The sequence below is a fragment of the Allorhizobium borbori genome (assembly GCF_014196535.1).
Taxonomy (GTDB): Bacteria; Pseudomonadota; Alphaproteobacteria; order Rhizobiales; family Rhizobiaceae; genus Ectorhizobium; species Ectorhizobium borbori.
Genome location: NZ_JACIDU010000004.1, coordinates 184,100 through 203,102 on the forward strand (window position 1 = coordinate 184,100; position 19,003 = coordinate 203,102).

A 19,003-nucleotide genomic window follows, 5' to 3' on the forward strand; every position below is an offset into this window, starting at 1 on the left:
GCAATGAGTGAAGCTCTCAACGAACTTTCCTCCTATATCGGCGAAGTCGCCGGAAAGCTCATTACGGGTTCGGAAATCCGTTATGGCGAGCTGACGCTGACGACCGAAGCCGGCAAGCTGATCGAACTGATCACCTTCCTGCGCGAAGACGTGCAGTGCGGTTTCGTCAGTTTCATCGATCTGTGCGGTGTCGATTACCCGAAACGGGCCGACCGTTTCGACGTCGTCTATCACCTAATGTCTCCGCGTCAGAACCTGCGCGTGCGCGTGAAGATCACGACTGACGAGGCAACGCCTGTTCCCTCGATCATCGGCATCTTCCCCGGCGCCGGTTGGTTCGAGCGTGAAGCGTGGGATATGTACGGCATTCTCTTCTCCGGTCATCCGGACCTGCGCCGTATTCTCACCGACTACGGTTTCGAAGGTCATCCGTTGCGCAAGGACTTCCCCGTTACGGGTTTCGTCGAGGTTCGCTATGATGACATTGCCAAGCGCGTGGTCTATGAGCCGGTCGAACTGAAGCAGGAATTCCGCAGTTTCGATTTCCTGTCGCCGTGGGAAGGCACCGAATATGTGCTGCCGGGCGACGAAAAGGCAGCGGGGTGAGGGGTATGCTTTCCTTCACCTGCCGTCCCGTAATTTGCTAAAGCGCGGAGCGCGTCGCGATGACAGAACATAACGTCCGCAATTTTACCATCAACTTCGGCCCGGAACACCCGTCCGCGCACGGCGTTCTGCGTCTCGTGCTCGAACTGGACGGTGAAATCGTCGAGCGCGTCGATCCGCATATCGGTCTGCTGCATCGCGGCACCGAGAAGCTGATCGAATCGAAGACCTATCTCCAGGCGGTTCCGTATTTCGACCGTCTCGACTACGTCGCGCCGATGAACCAGGAGCATGCCTATGCGCTGGCCGTCGAAAAGCTGATCGGCGTCGAGATTCCGAAGCGCGGCCAGTTGATCCGCGTTCTCTATTCCGAAATCGGCCGTATCCTGTCGCACATCATGAACGTGACGACCCAGGCCATGGACGTCGGCGCCATGACGCCGCCGGTCTGGGGCTTCGAGGAACGCGAAAAGCTGATGGTGTTCTACGAGCGTGCCTGCGGCGCGCGCATGCACTCGGCCTATTTCCGTCCGGGCGGCGTCCACCAGGACCTGCCGCCGGAACTCGTCGAGGATATCGGCAACTGGTGCGATCCTTTCATCAAGGTTCTGAACGATATCGAGAGCCTGCTGACCGACAACCGCATCTACAAGCAGCGTAACGTCGATATCGGCGTGGTGAAGCTGGAAGATGCCTGGGCCCATGGGTTCTCGGGTGTCATGGTGCGCGGTTCGGGTGCTGCCTGGGACCTGCGTCGCTCGCAGCCCTACGAGTGCTACTCGGAACTCGACTTCGACATTCCGATCGGCAAGAACGGCGACTGCTATGACCGTTACCTGATCCGCATGCAGGAAATGCGCGAATCGGTGAAGATCATGAAGCAGTGCGTCGAGCGTCTGCTCGGCAAGGAGCGTGTCGGTCCCGTCTCCTCGCTGGATGGCAAGATCGTGCCGCCGAAGCGTGGCGAGATGAAGCGCTCGATGGAAGCTCTCATCCACCATTTCAAGCTCTACACCGAAGGCTATCACGTTCCCGCTGGCGAAGTTTACGCCGCAGTGGAAGCGCCGAAGGGCGAGTTCGGGGTCTATCTCGTGTCGGACGGCTCCAACAAGCCGTATCGTTGCAAGATCCGCGCGCCGGGCTTCGTGCACCTTCAGGCCATGGAATTCATGTCGAAGGGCCACCTGCTCGCCGACGTGACGGCCGTGCTTGGTTCGCTCGACATCGTGTTCGGCGAGGTCGACCGCTGATGCTGCGTGCCGCTGCCCACGAGATCGCCCGTTCTCACTGTCCCGCCTTCGTGCGGGCCGTGAAGAGTGGTGGTCTTCAGGCAACCGGCGTTGAATGTGAATTGTCCAGTCGGAAAGACCGGCGGACCTTGGCTGCATCCCTGATGTATGTGGCGGGTCGTCCGTTTCAAGATAAGGCGTGAGGAAGAATGTCCGTTCGTCGATTAGCCGAAGAGAATGTCCAGCCCGCGAGCTTCGCTTTCAGTGCGGAGAATGCTGTCTGGGCTCAGGCCACCATCAAGAAGTACCCGGAAGGCCGCCAGCAGTCGGCTGTCATTCCGCTTCTGATGCGGGCACAGGAACAGGAAGGCTGGGTTTCCCGCGCCGCCATCGAAACCGTCGCCGACATGCTCGGCATGGCCTATATTCGTGTGCTGGAAGTCGCGACCTTCTACACCCAGTTCCAGATCAAGCCGATCGGCACGAAGGCCCATGTTCAGGTTTGCGGCACCACGCCTTGCATGCTGCGGGGTTCCGAGGACCTGATCAACGTCTGCAAGAAGAAGATCCACCACGACCCGCTGACGCCGAACGCGGCTGGCACGCTGTCTTGGGAAGAGGTCGAATGTCAGGGCGCCTGCGTTAATGCGCCGATGGTCATGATCTTCAAGGATGCCTATGAGGACCTGACGCCAGAGCGCCTCGAGGAAATCATCGATCAGTTCGAGGCCGGTAACGGCGAAAGCGTTCCGACCGGTCCGCAGAACGGTCGCCATTTCTGTGCGCCGGAAGGTGGTGTCGTCACGCTGCTGGACGGCGATGCGGCTCCCGTGTCCGCCGCCAAAGGCGCTGACAAGCCTTCGCTGAATGACCCGAACCGCCCTGCTGCCATCGCGAAGCCGGCCACGCCGGACGATCTCGAACTGATCGCTGGCATCGGCCCGAAGATTGCGGCGACGCTGAACGAGCTCGGCATCTTCACCTTTGCCCAGGTCGCGGCTTTCACGCCGGCGCAGGTCGAGTGGGTGGATGCCTATGTCAGCTTCCCCGGTCGCATTGCCCGCGATGAGTGGATCAAGCAGGCCGATGCGCTGGCGCGCGGCGGCGAAGAAGAATATGTCCGTGTTTTCGGCAAGAAGCCGCGGTGAGGAGGTAAGGTATGTTGAAGGATCAGGATCGCATCTTTACCAATATTTACGGCCTCAAGGACAAGTCGCTCAAGGGCGCCATGGCCCGCGGTCATTGGGATGGCACCAAGCAGATCATCGAAAAGGGTCGCGACTGGATCATCGATGAGATGAAGGCGTCCGGCCTGCGTGGTCGCGGTGGCGCCGGCTTCCCGACCGGCATGAAGTGGTCCTTCATGCCCAAGCAGAATGACGGTCGTCCGCACTATCTCGTCGTCAATGCCGACGAATCCGAACCCGGTACCTGCAAGGACCGCGAAATCCTGCGCCACGATCCGCATACGCTGATCGAAGGTTGCGTGATCGCCGGTTTCGCCATGGGTGCGCATACCGCCTACATCTACGTTCGTGGTGAATATATGCGCGAGCGTGAAGCCCTTCAGGCCGCCATCGACGAATGCTACGATGCCGGCCTGCTCGGCAAGAACAACAAGAACGGCCACGATTTCGATATCTACGTTCATCACGGCGCGGGTGCCTACATCTGTGGCGAGGAAACGGCGCTGATCGAAAGCCTTGAGGGCAAGAAGGGCCAGCCCCGCCTCAAGCCGCCGTTCCCGGCCAATATGGGCCTCTATGGCTGCCCGACCACGGTCAACAATGTCGAATCCATCGCCGTTGCCCCGACCATCCTGCGTCGCGGTGCTTCGTGGTTTGCCGGCATCGGCCGTCCGAACAATGTCGGCACCAAGCTGTTCATGGTTTCCGGCCACGTCAACAAGCCCTGCACCTTCGAAGATGCGCTCGGCCTGACGTTCAAGGAACTGATCGACTATCACTGCGGCGGCATTCGCGGCGGTTGGGACAATCTGCTGGCCGTGATCCCCGGTGGCGCCTCGTGCCCCATCGTCAAGGGCGAAGAAATGCAGAATGCCATCATGGACTTCGACGGCATGCGTGACGTCAAGTCGTCCTTCGGCACCGGCGGCATGATCGTCATGGACAAGTCGACCGACGTCATCAAGGCCATCTGGCGTATCGCTGCCTTCTTCAAGCATGAAAGCTGCGGCCAGTGCACGCCTTGCCGCGAAGGCACGGGCTGGATGATGCGCGTTCTCGAGCGCATGGTCACCGGCCATGCCCAGAAGCGCGAAATCGACATGCTGTTCTCGGTGACGAAGCAGATCGAAGGGCACACGATCTGTGCGCTCGGTGACGCTGCGGCCTGGCCGGTGCAGGCGCTTATCCGCAATTTCCGTCCGGAAATCGAAAAGCGCATCGACCAGTATACGCACAAGTCGACGTCGGAAGGCGCCGTTCTCGAAGCGGCAGAATAAGGCGGTCGGGCTGCGGCGCAAAAGGATGCGCCCGGCCATGACGGCTTGAAAGAAATTGAAGACTGAAGGTGGACGATGGCAAAGCTGAAAGTTGACGGTGTAGAGATCGAAGTCCCCGACCATTTCACGCTGCTTCAGGCGTGTGAGGCGGCGGGTGCCGAAGTTCCGCGCTTTTGTTTTCACGAGCGTCTCTCGGTGGCCGGTAACTGCCGCATGTGCCTGATCGAGGTGAAGGGCGGTCCGCCGAAGCCGGCAGCCTCCTGCGCCATGGGTGTGCGCGACGTGCGCGGCGGCCCGAATGGCGAACCGGCGGAAATCTTCACGAAGACACCGATGGTCAAGAAGGCCCGTGAAGGCGTGATGGAATTCCTGCTGATCAACCATCCGCTGGATTGCCCGATCTGCGACCAGGGCGGTGAATGCGACCTGCAGGACCAGGCCATGGCCTATGGTATCGCCGGTTCGCGTTATGCCGAAAACAAGCGCGCCGTCGAAGACAAGTATATCGGCCCGCTCGTCAAGACCGTGATGAACCGCTGCATTCACTGCACGCGCTGCGTCCGCTTCACGACGGAAGTCGCCGGTATTTCCGAACTTGGTCTGATCGGTCGCGGCGAGGATGCCGAGATCACCACCTATCTCGAGCAGGCCATGACGTCGGAGCTTCAGGGCAACGTCGTCGATCTTTGCCCGGTCGGCGCGCTGACGTCCAAGCCCTTCGCCTTCACGGCCCGCCCGTGGGAACTGAACAAGACCGAAAGCATCGACGTGATGGATGCCGTCGGTTCCGCGATCCGCGTCGATACCCGTGGCCGCGAAGTGATGCGTGTCATGCCGCGCGTCAACGAAGCGATCAACGAGGAGTGGATTTCCGACAAGACCCGCTTCATCTGGGATGGCCTGCGCACTCAGCGCCTCGACCGCCCCTATGTTCGCGTCAACGGCCGTCTGCAGCCGGCAAGCTGGGCAGAAGCCTTCTCGGCCATCCGCAACGCCGTGACCGGCGTCAGCGGTTCGAAAATCGGCGCCATTGCAGGCGATCTCGCTTCCGTCGAGGAAATGTTCGCGCTGAAGTCTTTGCTCGCCTCGCTGGGGTCGACCAATATCGACTGTCGCCAGGACGGGACGGCGCTCGATCCGTCGAACGGCCGCGCTTCCTACCTCTTCAATGCCACCATCGAAGGCATCGAGCAGGCCGACGCGCTTCTGATCGTGGGTTCCAACCCGCGCCTCGAAGCCGCCGTTCTTAACGCCCGTATCCGCAAGCGGTTCCGCCGTGGCGGCTTCCCCATCGGCGTGATCGGCGAAGGTGGCGAACTGCGCTACGAATACGACTATCTCGGCGCTGGCACCGATACGCTGACCGATCTCATCAACGGCAACGGTGCTTTCCTCGAAAAGCTGAAGGCTGCTTCCAGGCCGCTCATCATCATCGGTCAGGGCGCTCTTGCCCGTCCGGATGGCGCTGCGGTTCTCGCCGGTGTCGCCAAGCTGGCAAACGATGTCGGCGCCGTTTCGGCCGAATGGAACGGATTCTCCGTGCTGCACACGGCGGCTTCGCGCGTCGGCGGTCTCGATCTCGGCTTCGTGCCGGCTGACAAGTCGGCCAATGCCGCTTCAATCGTCGCTTCCTCGGATGTGCTCTTCCTGCTGGGTGCCGACGAAATCGATCTGTCGAAGAAGGGTGCTGCCTTTACCGTCTATATCGGTAGCCATGGCGATGCCGGTGCCCATGCCGCCGACGTCATTCTGCCGGGTGCGACCTACACCGAAAAGTCGGGTATCTGGGTGAACACGGAAGGCCGCGTCCAGCAGGGCAACCGCGCCGGCTTCGCGCCCGGCGATGCCCGCGAAGACTGGGCCATCCTGCGTGCCCTGTCCGATGCACTGGGTCACAAGCTGCCGTTCGATTCGCTCGGCGCGCTGCGAGCGAAGCTCTTTGAAGCCTATCCGCACTTTGCCGGCCTTGACGAAATTGCCGCTGGCGATGCCGGTGAGGTGGTGAAGCTGGGCAGCGCTCTGGGTCTTCTGGACCGGGCGGCCTTCGCCTCGTCCGTCAAGGACTTCTATCTGACGAACCCGATTGCGCGCGCTTCTGCTGTCATGGCGGAGTGCTCGGCTTTGGCACGTAACAACTTCAAGGCCGCCGCAGAGTAAGGGCAGGGGACCATGGACACTTTCTTTTCGACTTACCTCTGGCCGGTTCTGGTCATGGTCGTTCAGTCGCTGCTGCTGATGGTGGCACTGCTGATCTACATCGCCTACGTCCTGCTGTTCGACCGCAAGATCTGGGCGGCGGTGCAGATGCGCCGTGGTCCGAACGTCGTCGGTCCCTGGGGCCTTTTCCAGTCCTTCGCCGACCTTTTGAAGTTCGTGCTGAAGGAACCGGTCATTCCCGCAGGCGCCAACAAGGGCGTGTTCCTGCTGGCGCCGCTCGTCGCCGTGACGCTGGCGCTCGCAACCTGGGCCGTTATTCCTCTGGCCGATGGCTGGGTGATCGCCAATATCAATGTCGGCATCCTCTACGTCTTCGCGATCTCGTCTCTTGAAGTCTACGGCATCATCATGGGTGGCTGGGCATCGAACTCGAAGTATCCGTTCCTCGGCGCGCTGCGCTCGGCGGCGCAGATGGTGTCCTATGAAGTGTCCATCGGCTTCGTCATCGTCACGGTTCTGCTCACGGTCGGTTCGCTGAACCTGACGGATATCGTCTACGCCCAGAAGGATGGTCTTGGAACGATGCTCGGCCTGCCGAACACCTTCCTCGACTGGAATTGGCTCGCCCTGTTCCCGATGTTCATCATCTTCTTCATCTCGGCGCTGGCTGAAACCAACCGTCCGCCCTTCGACCTTCCGGAAGCGGAATCGGAACTCGTGGCCGGCTTCATGGTGGAATATGGCTCCACGCCGTACATGATGTTCATGCTCGGCGAGTATGCGGCTATCGTGCTGATGTGCTCTCTGACGACGATCCTCTTCCTTGGCGGCTGGCTGCCTCCGGTTGACATCGCCATCCTGAACTGGGTGCCGGGTATCATCTGGTTCATCCTGAAGGCGACCATGGTCTTCTTCATGTTCGGTCTGGTGAAGGCTTTCGTGCCGCGCTACCGCTATGACCAGCTCATGCGTCTCGGCTGGAAGGTGTTCCTGCCGCTGTCGCTCGCCATGGTCGTCATCGTTGCATTCGTTCTCAAACTGACGGGGTGGGCATAATGGCCAGTCTCTCCCAGGCAATCAATTCGCTGTTCCTCAAGGAATTCGTCTCGGCCATCGGGCTGACGGTGAACTACTTCTTCCGCCCGAAGGCGACGGTGAACTATCCGTTTGAAAAAGGCCCGGTCAGCCCGCGCTTCCGCGGCGAGCACGCCCTGCGCCGTTATCCGAACGGTGAGGAACGCTGCATCGCCTGCAAGCTTTGCGAGGCCATCTGTCCCGCTCAGGCGATCACCATCGAAGCCGGTCCGCGCCGCAATGATGGCACTCGTCGCACGGTGCGTTACGACATCGACATGGTGAAGTGCATCTATTGCGGTTTCTGCCAGGAAGCTTGCCCGGTCGATGCCATCGTGGAAGGCCCGAACTTCGAGTTCGCAACCGAGACCCGCGAGGAACTTTACTACGACAAGGCGCGGCTTCTGGAGAATGGCGACCGCTGGGAGCGCGAAATCGCGCGCAACCTCGCACTCGACGCTCCGTATCGCTGATTCATGCATAAGAGACCGCGTGGGAAAGACGTTCCGCGCGGAAAGGAAAACAGGGGGCGCGGCTTCGACTAGACCGCGCAGTACCCCGAAGGGCAGGGAACCCGCCCGAGGGAAGACGAAAAGGCACCAACATGGGTCTGCAGGCTCTTTTTTTCTATATCTTCGCCTTTGTCGCGGTGGCGTCGGCGTTGATGGTGATTTCCGCGAAGAACCCGGTTCATTCCGTGCTGTTCCTCATCTTGACCTTCTTCAACGCCGCCGGCCTGTTTCTTCTGACGGGCGCAGAGTTTCTGGCGATGATCCTGCTGGTCGTCTATGTCGGCGCCGTGGCGGTTCTCTTCCTTTTCGTCGTCATGATGCTTGATGTCGATTTCGCGGAGTTGCGGTCGGGCGTGCTGAAATATGCGCCGGTCGGCTTCCTTGTCGGTGTCATTCTGGCGGTCGAACTGGTTGTCTTCGTCGGTGGCAACATCATTTCGCCGGAAGCGGGCAAGGCAATCACGATGCCGATCCCGGCTCTGACGGAACGCACCAACACGGCCGCCCTCGGCGACGTGCTCTATTCCAACTACATCTACTTCTTCCAGTTGTCCGGCCTCGTGCTGCTGGTGGCCATGATCGGCGCGATCGTGCTGACGCTCCGTCACCGGACCCATGTACGTCGTCAGGACATTGCAACCCAGGTTGCCCGGTCGCCGGAGACTGCCATCGAGGTGGTCAAGGTCAAGCCCGGTCAGGGCATCTGAGGCACAGAGCGAGGTCAAGGAACCACCACTATGGAAATCGGTCTCTCCCATTATCTGACGGTCGCCGCCGTCCTGTTCACGCTCGGTGTCTTCGGTATCTTCCTGAACCGCAAGAACGTCATCGTCATCCTGATGTCGGTCGAACTCATCCTGCTTTCGGTGAACCTCAACATGGTCGCCTTCTCGCACTTCCTGAACGACCTCGTCGGCCAGGTGTTTGCGCTGTTCATTCTGACTGTCGCTGCTGCTGAAGCCGCCATCGGTCTGGCGATCCTCGTCGTCTTCTATCGCAACCGCGGTTCGATTGCCGTGGAAGACGTCAACATGATGAAGGGCTGAGGCGGTCATGATCTACAAGCTTATCGTCTTTCTTCCGCTCCTCGGTGCGATCATCGCCGGCCTGTTCGGCAACCGGATCGGCGCGAAGGCATCGGAATACGTTACGTCCGGCCTGATGATCATCGTGGCGATCCTTTCGTGGATCGTGTTCGTGAATGTCGGTTTCGGCGCCCATGAAGGCGAAGGGGTGATCAAGGTCACCGTGCTGCGCTGGATCCAGGTGGGCGGCATCGATGTGGAGTGGGCGCTGCGTGTCGACACCCTGACGGCAGTGATGCTCGTCGTGGTCAATTCCGTTTCGACGCTGGTGCACCTCTATTCCATTGGTTACATGCACCACGATCCGCATCGTCCGCGGTTCTTCTCCTATCTCTCGCTCTTCACCTTCGCCATGCTCATGCTGGTGACCTCGGACAACATCGTGCAGATGTTCTTCGGCTGGGAAGGCGTGGGTCTGGCGTCTTACCTGCTGATCGGTTTCTGGTTCAAGAAGCCGTCGGCAACGGCTGCGTCCATGAAGGCCTTCATCGTCAACCGCGTCGGTGACTTCGGCTTTCTGCTCGGTATCGGTACGGTCTTCGTCCTGTTCGGTTCGCTGAACTACGAAACAATTTTCGCCGCAGCGCGCACCTATCTTGAAGGCGACAACGCCAACCAGGTTGTCATGAACCTCTTCGGGATGACACTGGATCGTTCGCATGCCGTCACCGCCGCCTGCATCCTGCTGTTCATCGGCGCCATGGGTAAGTCGGCGCAGTTCCTGCTCCACACTTGGCTTCCGGACGCCATGGAAGGCCCGACGCCGGTTTCGGCGCTCATTCACGCCGCAACCATGGTCACCGCTGGCGTTTTCCTCGTCGCCCGCATGTCGCCGCTGTTCGAACTGTCCCATGATGCACTGACCGTCGTCACCATCATCGGCGGCATCACGGCCTTCTTCGCCGCGACCGTGGGTCTGGTGCAGAACGACATCAAGCGCGTTATCGCCTATTCGACCTGTTCGCAGCTTGGTTACATGTTCGTGGCGCTCGGCGTCGGCGCCTATGGCGCGGCCGTGTTCCACCTCTTCACGCACGCCTTCTTCAAGGCGCTCCTGTTCCTTGGCGCGGGCTCGGTTATCCATGCCGTCGACGGCGAGCAGGACATGCGTCACATGGGTGGTCTGCGCAAGCATATCCCGATCACCTTCTGGGTGATGACGATCGGCACGATTGCGCTGACCGGTGTCGGGATTCCCGGTACCCTCATCGGCACCGCCGGCTTCTTCTCCAAGGATGCGATCATCGAGTCGGCCTTTGCTGCCCATGGCGGCGCTGCTCGCTTCGCCTTCGTGCTTCTCGTTGTCGCCGCTCTGTTCACGAGCTTCTACTCCTGGCGACTGGCCTTCCTCACCTTCTTCGGCAAGCCGCGCGCTTCCGCAGACGTGATGCACCATGTCCATGAATCGCCGCCGATCATGACCATCCCGTTCCTGCCGCTCGCCCTCGGTGCGCTGTTTGCGGGTGTGGTCTTCCACGGCGCCTTCATCGGCGAAGCCTATGAAGAGTTCTGGAAGGGCGCGCTGTTCACGGGTGCTGAAAACCATATCCTGCATGCGATGCACGACGTGCCGCTGTGGGTGAAGTGGAGCCCGTTCGCGGCCATGCTGGTCGGTTTCGTGACCGCCTGGTATTTCTACATCGCTTCGCCGGAAACGCCGAAGCGCCTCGCAGAAAGCTTCCGGCCGCTCTACCTGTTCCTCCTGAACAAGTGGTACTTCGACGAGCTCTACGACGTCCTGTTCGTTCGTTCGGCCAAGGCACTCGGCAAGTTCCTGTGGAAGAAGGGCGACGTCGCCGTGATCGATACCTACGGTCCGAACGGTGTTGCTGCCCGGGTTGTCGACGTGACCAACCGCGTCGTTCGTCTGCAGACCGGTTATCTTTATCATTATGCGTTTGCGATGCTGATCGGTGTCGCCGCGCTCGTTACCTGGATGATGCTTGGGGGTGCGAAGTAAATGACCGATTGGCCCATTCTCTCAACGGTCACGTTCCTACCGCTGGTCGGCGTGGCGCTGCTGCTCTTCACCCGTGAAGACGGTGCGTTCGGCCGCCGCAACATCCTGAACGTTGCCCTGCTGACGACGGTCTTCACTTTCCTCGTGTCGCTTTTCGTCTGGATTGGCTTCGACAACTCGAATGCCGGCTTCCAGATGGTCGAAAAGCACGACTGGCTCGGCACCGGTATCGCCTATCACGTCGGCGTGGACGGCATTTCGATGCTCTTCGTCATCCTGACGACGTTCCTTATGCCTTTCTGCGTGCTGGCAAGCTGGAACGCCATCGAGAAGCGTATCAAGGAATACATGATCGCCTTCCTCATCATGGAAACCATGATGATCGGCGTCTTTGTCGCGCTGGATACTGTGCTGTTCTACGTCTTCTTCGAGGCGACCCTCATCCCGATGTTCATCATCATCGGCGTGTGGGGCGGCAAGGATCGCGTCTACGCCAGCTACAAGTTCTTCCTCTATACGCTGCTCGGTTCGGTGCTGATGATGCTCGCCATCATGGCCATGTACTGGCAGGCCGGCACGACGGATGTGCCGACGCTGATGAAGTATTCCTTCCCGGCTGGCCTGCAGACTTGGTTGTGGCTTGCCTTCTTCGCTTCCTTCGCGGTGAAGATGCCGATGTGGCCGGTCCACACCTGGCTTCCGGATGCGCACGTTCAGGCACCGACGGCAGGCTCGGTCATTCTGGCCGGCGTCATGCTGAAGCTGGGCGGCTACGGCTTCCTGCGCTTCTCGCTGCCGATGTTCCCGCTGGCGTCCGATCTCTTTGCACCCTTCGTGTTCACGCTGTCGGTCATTGCCATCGTCTACACGTCGCTGGTCGCGCTGATGCAGGACGATATCAAGAAGCTGATCGCCTACTCGTCGGTCGCCCACATGGGTTATGTGACCATGGGTATCTTCGCGGCCAACAGCCAGGGTGTGCAGGGCGCCATCTTCCAGATGCTCTCGCATGGTATCGTCTCGGGCGCGCTCTTCCTCTGCGTCGGCGTCGTCTACGACCGTCTCCACACCCGCGAGATCGCGGCCTATGGCGGCCTCGTGAACAACATGCCGAAATATGCGGTTGCCTTCATGGTCTTCACCATGGCCAATGTCGGCCTTCCGGGCACGTCGGGCTTCATCGGTGAATTCCTGACGATTATCGGCGTGTTCCGTGTCAACACCTGGGTTGCGCTCTTTGCGGCCACGGGCGTCATCCTCTCGGCCTCCTACGCACTCTGGCTCTATCGCCGGGTCATTTTCGGTGCGCTCGAGAAGGATAGCCTCAAGGCGCTGCTCGACCTTTCCGGCCGGGAAAAGCTGATCCTCTATCCGCTGCTTGCCCTCACCATCTTCTTCGGGGTCTATCCGGCTCCGGTGTTCGATGCGACGGCCGCTTCGGTGGATCTGCTTCTCAACAACTACGAAGCGGCCCTCAAGACCGCTCAGCAAGTGGCGCTTTCGCTGAATTGACGACAGGACGTGATCATGACCGTTGAAACTCTTCTCGCAAGCCTCCATCTTGCCGTTCCTGAATTGATCCTGGCCGTCGGCGCGCTTGCGCTCCTGATGATCGGCGTGTTCAATGGCGACAAGTCCGCACCAACGGTGACGGGCCTTGCCGTGGCGCTCCTCATTGCCTCCGGCCTCTGGCTGCTGATTGCTTCGCCGGAAGGCGAGGCGTTCGGCGGCGCCTACCTCGCGGATCCCTTTGCGCGCTTCATGAAGGTGCTGGCGCTTATCGGCTCCATTGTCGCGATGATCATGACGGTCGGCAACGCCCGCTCGGAACATCTCGATCGCTTCGAATATCCGGTGCTTCTGCTGCTCGCGACCCTCGGCATCCTGCTGATGATCTCGGCGAATGACATGATCTCGCTTTACATGTCGCTCGAACTGCAGTCGCTGGCTCTCTATGTGATCGCCGCCATCAACCGCGACAGCCTGCGTTCGACGGAAGCCGGCCTCAAGTATTTCGTGCTGGGCGCTCTGTCCTCGGGCATGCTGCTTTACGGCATGTCGCTGGTCTACGGCTTCACGGGCAACACCGGCTTCGATGAGATCGCCAAGGTCCTGGCAGGTGAAACCCGCTCGCTCGGCGTTGTGATCGGTCTGGTCTTCGTGCTGACGGGCCTGTGCTTCAAGATTTCGGCCGTGCCGTTCCACATGTGGACGCCGGACGTCTATGAAGGGGCCCCGACACCGGTCACGGCCTTCCTGGCCGCTGCCCCGAAGATCGGCGCGATGGCGATCCTCGTTCGCGTCGTATCCGATGCCTTCCAGCCGGTGATTGCCGACTGGCAGCAGATCATCGTCTTCATCTCGCTTGCTTCCATGTTGCTCGGTTCCTTCGCAGCCATCGGTCAGAAGAACATCAAGCGCCTGATGGCCTATTCCTCCATCGGTCACATGGGTTATGCGCTGGTCGGTCTTGCCGCCGGCAACCAGTCGGGCGTCTCCGGCGTCATCATCTACATGACGGTCTATATGGTGATGACGCTCGGCACGTTTGCCTGCATCATCGCCATGCGCCGCAAGGAAGGTGAAACGGTCGAAGGTATCGACGATCTCGCCGGCCTGTCGCAGACCAACCCCTTCATGGCGGTCGCGCTGACGGCGTTGATGTTCTCGCTGGCCGGCATTCCGCCGCTGGCAGGCTTCTTCGGTAAGTACTTCGTCTTCCTGGCAGCAATCGAAGCCAAGCTCTACGCGCTGGCTATCATCGGTATCCTGTCTTCGGTCGTTGGTGCCTACTACTACCTGCGCGTCGTCAAGGTGATGTGGTTCGACGAACCGAAGGGCGAGTTCGACCGCGTATCCACGGAACTGCGTCTGGTCTTCGGCCTGTCCGGCCTGTTCGTCCTAGCCTACCTGTTCTTCGGTGGTCCGGTCGGTACCGCGGCTGAAGCAGCGGCCAAGTCGTTCTTTTGACCGGGTTGAACAAGGTGGGGCGGAAGTCGCTGTCTGGCTTCCGCCACGAAGCCATCGACGAGGTTGGCTCCACCAACGAGGAATGCCTTGCCCGGGCGCGGGCGGGGCAGGGCGGCGATCTCTGGATCACCGCCGCTCGCCAGACGGGCGGGCGTGCCCGGCGTGGACGGACCTGGGTATCCGAGCGCGGCAATCTCTATGCTTCCCTTCTTCTGATTGACCCGGCGCCGCTGCAGCGGCTCGGGTCATTGCCGCTTGCTGTTGCGGTTGCCTTGCGTTCGGCCGTTCGGCGTGTCTTGCCCGTCGGTGCTCCGCCGCTTGAGGTGAAATGGCCGAATGACCTGTTGATCGGCCGCAAGAAGATGAGCGGCATTCTCATAGAAGGCGAGTTTCTGCCGGATGGCCGGCACGCGGTGGTCGTCGGTATCGGCGTCAACGTGCGCTTCAAGCCGGATAATCCGCTTTATCCCGTCACCTGCCTTTTGGATGAGGGTGCAACGGTTTTCCCCGAGGAACTGTTCGCGCATCTGTTTGAAGCCATGGTAGACGTGTTAAACATATGGAACGAAGGCCTTGGTACCGCCGAGGTGACGGCACTCTGGCGCGATATGGCATGCGGCATTGGCGAGGCGATCACGGTAAATCTCTCGGATCGCGTTCTGCGGGGCCGCTTTGCCGGAATAGACGATCAGGGGCTTCTGCTGCTGGAAACGGATGACGGCCGTCGGGAAACGATTTCCGCCGGTGACGTCTTCTTTGGATGATTGGAAATGTGACTGTAATGGCGAAACAAGAAGAACTGGTGTTCCTGCCGCTGGGCGGCGTTGGCGAGATCGGCATGAATCTCGCGCTCTATGGTTACGGGACGCCGGGCAAACGCCAATGGATCATGGTCGATTGCGGCGTGACTTTCGCCGGGCCGGACCTGCCGGGTGTCGATCTGGTGCTGCCGGATATCCGCTTCCTGGCGGAGGAGCGCAAGAATCTCAAGGGCATCATCATCACCCACGCCCATGAGGACCATTACGGCGCGCTGAACGACCTCTGGCCCGGCCTCAATGTACCGGTTTACGCCAGCGCCTTTACAGCAGGTTTGCTGGAGGCCAAGCGTAATTACGAAGGAAGCCGCGCGGAAATTCCGGTTACACCCTTTAAGGCCGGCGACCGTATCAAGGTCGGACCGTTCGATATCGAAGCCATTGGCGTCAACCACTCGATCCCCGAACCCATGTCGCTGGTCATTCGCACCCCGCTCGGCAACGTGGTGCACACCGGTGACTGGAAAATCGATCTGGAGCCGACGCTTGGGCCGTTGACGGACGAGAAGCGTTTCCGCGAAGTCGGCGATGAAGGTGTGCTGGCACTGCTGTGCGACAGTACCAACTCCATGCGCGAAGGCGTTTCCCCCTCCGAACGCGAAGTGTCGGAAGGCTTGCGGGAAGTGATCGAGAAGGCGGAAGGTCGGGTTGCCATCACCACCTTCTCCTCCAATGTCGGACGTATCCGCTCGATTGCGGAAGCAGCGGAAGCCGCAGGCCGTGAGGTGCTTCTGCTTGGTTCCTCGCTAAAGCGTGTGGTGGCGGTTGCCTCGGAACTCGGCATGATGGACGGGCTGAAGCCCTTCATTGCGGAAGATGAATACGGTTACATTCCGCGAGACAAGGTGGTCGTGATCCTGACCGGCAGTCAGGGTGAGCCGCGGGCCGCACTCGCCAAGCTGGCGCGTGACGAGATGCGCAACGTGGCGCTGACGGCAGGCGACACAGTGGTCTTTTCCTCCCGCGCCATTCCCGGCAATGAAAAAGCCATTCTCGACATCAAGAACGGCCTGATTGAGCAGGGCGTGAAGGTGGTGACCGACAGCGACGCGCTGGTACATGTCTCCGGCCATCCGCGTCGCAGCGAACTCGTGCAAATGTATGAATGGGTGCGCCCGCAGATCCTCGTGCCCGTGCATGGTGAAGCCGCGCATCTGACGGCGCAGAAGGAGCTGGGGCTGAGCGCCGGCATTGCCGAGGTACCGCGCGTGCGCAATGGCGATATGCTGCGTCTTGCGCCCGGTCCGGCAGAAGTGATCGATCAGGCCCATTGCGGTCGCATCTATCGCGACGGCAAGCTCATCGGCGATTTCGACGAGATGGGCATCGGTGAGCGCCGCAAACTCTCCTATGTCGGCCATGTCGCGGTCAATGTCGTTCTGGATGAGCGTTATGATTTCCGCGATGACCCGATCGTCGTTCTGAACGGTTTGCCGACCTACGACGACGAAGGCGAGGACATGGCCGATACGGTCTATGACTGCGTTCTCGGCGCCATTGAAAGCATTCCGCGCGCGCGCCGCAAGGACCTCGACATGCTGCGTGAGGCCGTGCGTCGCGCCGTGCGCGCCACGGTGAACAACGCCTGGGGCAAGAAGCCGCTTGTGACGGTTTTCGTGACCAAAGTCTGAGAAGACACCGGCTCGCCCATAGGTATAGGAAGAGCCGAACGAAACGAAAGTCTTAAGGAGCTTGTCATGCTTGGACGTGTCAACCATGTGGCCATCGCCGTACCGGATCTCGCAGCCGCGACCGCAGCCTACAATACGACGCTCGGCGCGAAAGTGACGGCGCCGCAGGCCCTGCCGGAACATGGCGTGACAGTGGTTTTCGTCGAACTGCCGAACACCAAGATCGAATTGCTGGAGCCGCTCGGTGAAGGCTCGCCGATTGCTGCGTTCCTTGCGAAGAACGCATCCGGCGGCATTCATCACATCTGCTATGAAGTCGAGGACATCATTGCCGCCCGTGATGAGTTGAAGAAGAACGGCGCTCGCGTACTGGGCGATGGCGAACCGAAGATCGGTGCGCATAACAAGCCTGTCCTGTTCCTGCATCCGAAAGATTTCTTCGGCACGCTCATCGAGTTGGAACAGGTCTGAGCGTTTTCTCTTCAAGCCTGAATGTCAGGGCCGCTTTCCCTTGGGGAAGGCGGCTTTTTCACATCAGGCACCTTCATCCGACTGTCATGATTTGCGGTTAAGACGCGGCCAGCGGAAGATGGCTACCGCCTTGGGGGCGGTTGAGAAAGCAAAAAAAAACAAGGCCGAGAGGGCCTTGTTTTCAAGTATCGCGTGATCCTTTTCCGTCGCCGGGGCAGCGAATGAACGCGCCTAAGATCTGATCCTCCCAAGACTTGACCGCGAAGTTTGGCAGAAAATTTAAGCTCTCTGCCTTTTTTGTAAGCTAACGCTACCGTAGTCTCGGGCCGTTGTCACTGGAATTTTTTGCAAAAATGCTACAGTCGAACAAAAAAATCATGTTGACAAAAATGTCGCAACATTGTGGCTCGCTTTTGTGCCAGCCCTGCGACGGTTTTCGCGCCGGTGAAGGTGATTTGTTTGCCTTCGAATAAGCCGGGCACCGGCCTTGCCTAAATTTTAATCAGTAAGTCTTGTGGCTGCAGGCGCCGTTCAATCAGCGCAAACGCGCATGTGGGCAATGGTCGAAGGCCCTGCGGCTTCGGGTTTCCTTCTGTGGCCGAAACGTTTATGAACGCTTCCACAATCGTTCTTGGCTGCCCGATTCCCGCTCGCATGCGCGAATGGCAGGGCACAAAACTGGAAACCCCCATGCGCCTGTCTCGTTTCTTCCTGCCCATTCTAAAGGAAAACCCCAAGGAAGCGGAAATCGTCTCGCACCGCCTGATGTTGCGCGCGGGCATGATCCGTCAGCAGTCCCAGGGCATCTATTCCTGGCTGCCACTCGGCAAACGCGTGCTCGACAAAGTCTGCGACATCGTGCGTGAGGAGCAGAACCGAGCCGGCGCCCAGGAAATCCTGATGCCTACGCTGCAGACCGCCGAACTGTGGCAGGAAAGCGGTCGTTACAACGATTACGGTGAGGAGATGCTGCGCATCACCGATCGCAACAAGCGCGCCATGCTCTACGGCCCCACCAACGAAGAAATGGTGACGGACATTTTTCGGTCCTACGTCAAGAGCTACAAGGATCTGCCGCTCAATCTCTACCATATCCAGTGGAAATTCCGTGACGAGCGCCGCCCGCGCTTCGGCACCATGCGTTCGCGAGAATTCCTGATGAAGGATGCCTATTCCTTCGATCTTACCAAGGAAGACGCGATTCACTCCTACAACAAGATGTTCACGGCATACCTGCGCACCTTCGACCGTCTCGGTCTGCGCGCCATTCCGATGCGCGCCGATACCGGCCCGATCGGCGGCAATCACAGTCATGAATTCATCATTCTGGCCGAGACCGGCGAGTCTGAAGTTTTCTGCCACCGCGATTTCGTGAACTTTGATATTCCCGCCGATAGCACCGATTTCGATAGTGTCGATGGCCTGCAGTCGATCTTCGACAAGTGGACGTCGCTGTATGCTGCGACATCCGAAATGCACGATGAAGCGGCGTTCGACGCCATTCCGGAAGGCGATCGGCTATCTGCCCGCGGCATTGAGGTCGGTCATATCTTTTACTTCGGCACCAAATATTCCGCACCGATGGGTGCCAAGGTGCAGGGGCCGGATGGCAAGGAACACGAAGTGCAGATGGGCTCCTACGGTATCGGCCCGTCGCGCCTTGTTCCGGCCATCATCGAAGCTTCTCATGATGAGAACGGAATCATCTGGCCGGAATCGGTCGCTCCCTTCGATGTGGTGGTCATCAACATGAAGGTGGGTGACGCCGCCGTCGATGCGGCGAGCGGCCGGATTTACGAGGCGCTCTCCAACGCTGGCAAGGATGTTCTCTATGACGACCGTGACGAGCGTGCCGGTGCGAAGTTCGCTACCGCCGACCTGATCGGCGTGCCGTGGCAGGTGATCGCCGGACCGCGCGGCATTGCCAATGGCGAGGTTGAACTGAAGAACCGCCGGACGGGTGAACGCGTGACGCTGTCCGTAGAGGCCGCGATCAACAAGCTCGCTGGCTGAGGAAGGGTGTGAA

At 60.0% G+C, this 19,003-nt stretch carries 16 protein-coding genes; all 16 read left to right on the forward strand.

Annotated features, from left to right (window positions below; all coding sequences use genetic code 11):
* The first annotated feature begins 3 nt into the window (after positions 1-3).
* The 16 genes from GGQ66_RS06670 to proS all read left to right on the forward strand — a co-directional run bounded on the left by GGQ66_RS06670 (position 4) and on the right by proS (position 18,990).
* On the forward strand, positions 4-606 hold the full coding sequence (locus tag GGQ66_RS06670; RefSeq protein ID WP_183790728.1) for an NADH-quinone oxidoreductase subunit C: 603 nt from the start codon (positions 4-6) through the stop codon (positions 604-606).
* A gap of 59 nt (positions 607-665) precedes the next feature.
* On the forward strand, positions 666-1,856 hold the full coding sequence (locus GGQ66_RS06675; protein ID WP_183790730.1) for an NADH-quinone oxidoreductase subunit D: 1,191 nt from the start codon (positions 666-668) through the stop codon (positions 1,854-1,856).
* A gap of 188 nt (positions 1,857-2,044) precedes the next feature.
* Positions 2,045-2,983, forward strand: a complete 939-nt coding sequence (nuoE, locus tag GGQ66_RS06685; protein ID WP_183790733.1) for an NADH-quinone oxidoreductase subunit NuoE — start codon at positions 2,045-2,047, stop codon at positions 2,981-2,983.
* An 11-nt stretch (positions 2,984-2,994) separates the two neighbouring features.
* Positions 2,995-4,299, forward strand: a complete 1,305-nt coding sequence (nuoF, locus tag GGQ66_RS06690) for an NADH-quinone oxidoreductase subunit NuoF (RefSeq protein ID WP_183790735.1) — start codon at positions 2,995-2,997, stop codon at positions 4,297-4,299.
* A 75-nt stretch (positions 4,300-4,374) separates the two neighbouring features.
* Positions 4,375-6,456 carry an NADH-quinone oxidoreductase subunit NuoG gene (gene nuoG / locus GGQ66_RS06695; protein WP_183790737.1) on the forward strand — a complete coding sequence of 694 codons (2,082 nt, stop codon included), beginning with the start codon at positions 4,375-4,377 and terminating at the stop codon, positions 6,454-6,456.
* A 12-nt stretch (positions 6,457-6,468) separates the two neighbouring features.
* Entirely contained in the window at positions 6,469-7,512 is a 1,044-nt protein-coding gene (gene nuoH, locus GGQ66_RS06700; protein ID WP_183790739.1) for an NADH-quinone oxidoreductase subunit NuoH, read from the forward strand.
* Entirely contained in the window at positions 7,512-8,003 is a 492-nt protein-coding gene (nuoI, locus tag GGQ66_RS06705) for an NADH-quinone oxidoreductase subunit NuoI (RefSeq protein WP_183790741.1), read from the forward strand. Before nuoH ends, nuoI begins: the two co-directional genes overlap by 1 nt.
* Positions 8,004-8,134: 131 nt before the next feature.
* Positions 8,135-8,749 (forward strand): NADH-quinone oxidoreductase subunit J, encoded by a 615-nt coding sequence (locus tag GGQ66_RS06710; protein WP_183790743.1) that lies wholly within the window; start codon positions 8,135-8,137, stop codon positions 8,747-8,749.
* 30 nt (positions 8,750-8,779) lie between these two features.
* A complete protein-coding gene (gene nuoK, locus GGQ66_RS06715; RefSeq protein WP_183790745.1) occupies positions 8,780-9,088 on the forward strand; it encodes an NADH-quinone oxidoreductase subunit NuoK in 309 nt (102 codons plus the stop codon).
* 7 nt (positions 9,089-9,095) lie between these two features.
* Positions 9,096-11,087, forward strand: a complete 1,992-nt coding sequence (gene nuoL / locus GGQ66_RS06720; RefSeq protein WP_183790748.1) for an NADH-quinone oxidoreductase subunit L — start codon at positions 9,096-9,098, stop codon at positions 11,085-11,087.
* Positions 11,088-12,599, forward strand: a complete 1,512-nt coding sequence (locus GGQ66_RS06725) for an NADH-quinone oxidoreductase subunit M (RefSeq protein ID WP_183790751.1) — start codon at positions 11,088-11,090, stop codon at positions 12,597-12,599. It abuts the gene before it with no gap.
* A 15-nt stretch (positions 12,600-12,614) separates the two neighbouring features.
* Positions 12,615-14,057, forward strand: a complete 1,443-nt coding sequence (gene nuoN, locus GGQ66_RS06730; protein WP_183790753.1) for an NADH-quinone oxidoreductase subunit NuoN — start codon at positions 12,615-12,617, stop codon at positions 14,055-14,057.
* A 5-nt stretch (positions 14,058-14,062) separates the two neighbouring features.
* The gene (locus GGQ66_RS06735; RefSeq protein WP_183790976.1) at positions 14,063-14,821 is read left to right on the forward strand and encodes a biotin--[acetyl-CoA-carboxylase] ligase; all 759 of its coding nucleotides are present in this window, start codon (positions 14,063-14,065) and stop codon (positions 14,819-14,821) included.
* Between the two features lie 17 nt (positions 14,822-14,838).
* Entirely contained in the window at positions 14,839-16,506 is a 1,668-nt protein-coding gene (locus GGQ66_RS06740; protein ID WP_183790755.1) for a ribonuclease J, read from the forward strand.
* A 66-nt stretch (positions 16,507-16,572) separates the two neighbouring features.
* A complete protein-coding gene (gene mce / locus GGQ66_RS06745; protein WP_183790757.1) occupies positions 16,573-16,977 on the forward strand; it encodes a methylmalonyl-CoA epimerase in 405 nt (134 codons plus the stop codon).
* A gap of 690 nt (positions 16,978-17,667) precedes the next feature.
* A complete protein-coding gene (proS, locus tag GGQ66_RS06750) occupies positions 17,668-18,990 on the forward strand; it encodes a proline--tRNA ligase (RefSeq protein WP_183790759.1) in 1,323 nt (440 codons plus the stop codon).
* Positions 18,991-19,003 lie beyond the last annotated feature (13 nt).

Bases quoted from the DNA above. Each gene is read 5' to 3' on its own strand.
- GGQ66_RS06670 (WP_183790728.1), top strand. From the start codon at position 4: ATGAGTGAAGCTCTCAACGAACTTTCCTCCTATATCGGCGAAGTCGCC.
- GGQ66_RS06675 (WP_183790730.1), top strand. From the start codon at position 666: ATGACAGAACATAACGTCCGCAATTTTACCATCAACTTCGGCCCGGAA.
- nuoE (WP_183790733.1), top strand. From the start codon at position 2,045: ATGTCCGTTCGTCGATTAGCCGAAGAGAATGTCCAGCCCGCGAGCTTC.
- nuoF (WP_183790735.1), top strand. From the start codon at position 2,995: ATGTTGAAGGATCAGGATCGCATCTTTACCAATATTTACGGCCTCAAG.
- nuoG (WP_183790737.1), top strand. From the start codon at position 4,375: ATGGCAAAGCTGAAAGTTGACGGTGTAGAGATCGAAGTCCCCGACCAT.
- nuoH (WP_183790739.1), top strand. From the start codon at position 6,469: ATGGACACTTTCTTTTCGACTTACCTCTGGCCGGTTCTGGTCATGGTC.
- nuoI (WP_183790741.1), top strand. From the start codon at position 7,512: ATGGCCAGTCTCTCCCAGGCAATCAATTCGCTGTTCCTCAAGGAATTC.
- GGQ66_RS06710 (WP_183790743.1), top strand. From the start codon at position 8,135: ATGGGTCTGCAGGCTCTTTTTTTCTATATCTTCGCCTTTGTCGCGGTG.
- nuoK (WP_183790745.1), top strand. From the start codon at position 8,780: ATGGAAATCGGTCTCTCCCATTATCTGACGGTCGCCGCCGTCCTGTTC.
- nuoL (WP_183790748.1), top strand. From the start codon at position 9,096: ATGATCTACAAGCTTATCGTCTTTCTTCCGCTCCTCGGTGCGATCATC.
- GGQ66_RS06725 (WP_183790751.1), top strand. From the start codon at position 11,088: ATGACCGATTGGCCCATTCTCTCAACGGTCACGTTCCTACCGCTGGTC.
- nuoN (WP_183790753.1), top strand. From the start codon at position 12,615: ATGACCGTTGAAACTCTTCTCGCAAGCCTCCATCTTGCCGTTCCTGAA.
- GGQ66_RS06740 (WP_183790755.1), top strand. From the start codon at position 14,839: ATGGCGAAACAAGAAGAACTGGTGTTCCTGCCGCTGGGCGGCGTTGGC.
- mce (WP_183790757.1), top strand. From the start codon at position 16,573: ATGCTTGGACGTGTCAACCATGTGGCCATCGCCGTACCGGATCTCGCA.
- proS (WP_183790759.1), top strand. From the start codon at position 17,668: ATGCGCCTGTCTCGTTTCTTCCTGCCCATTCTAAAGGAAAACCCCAAG.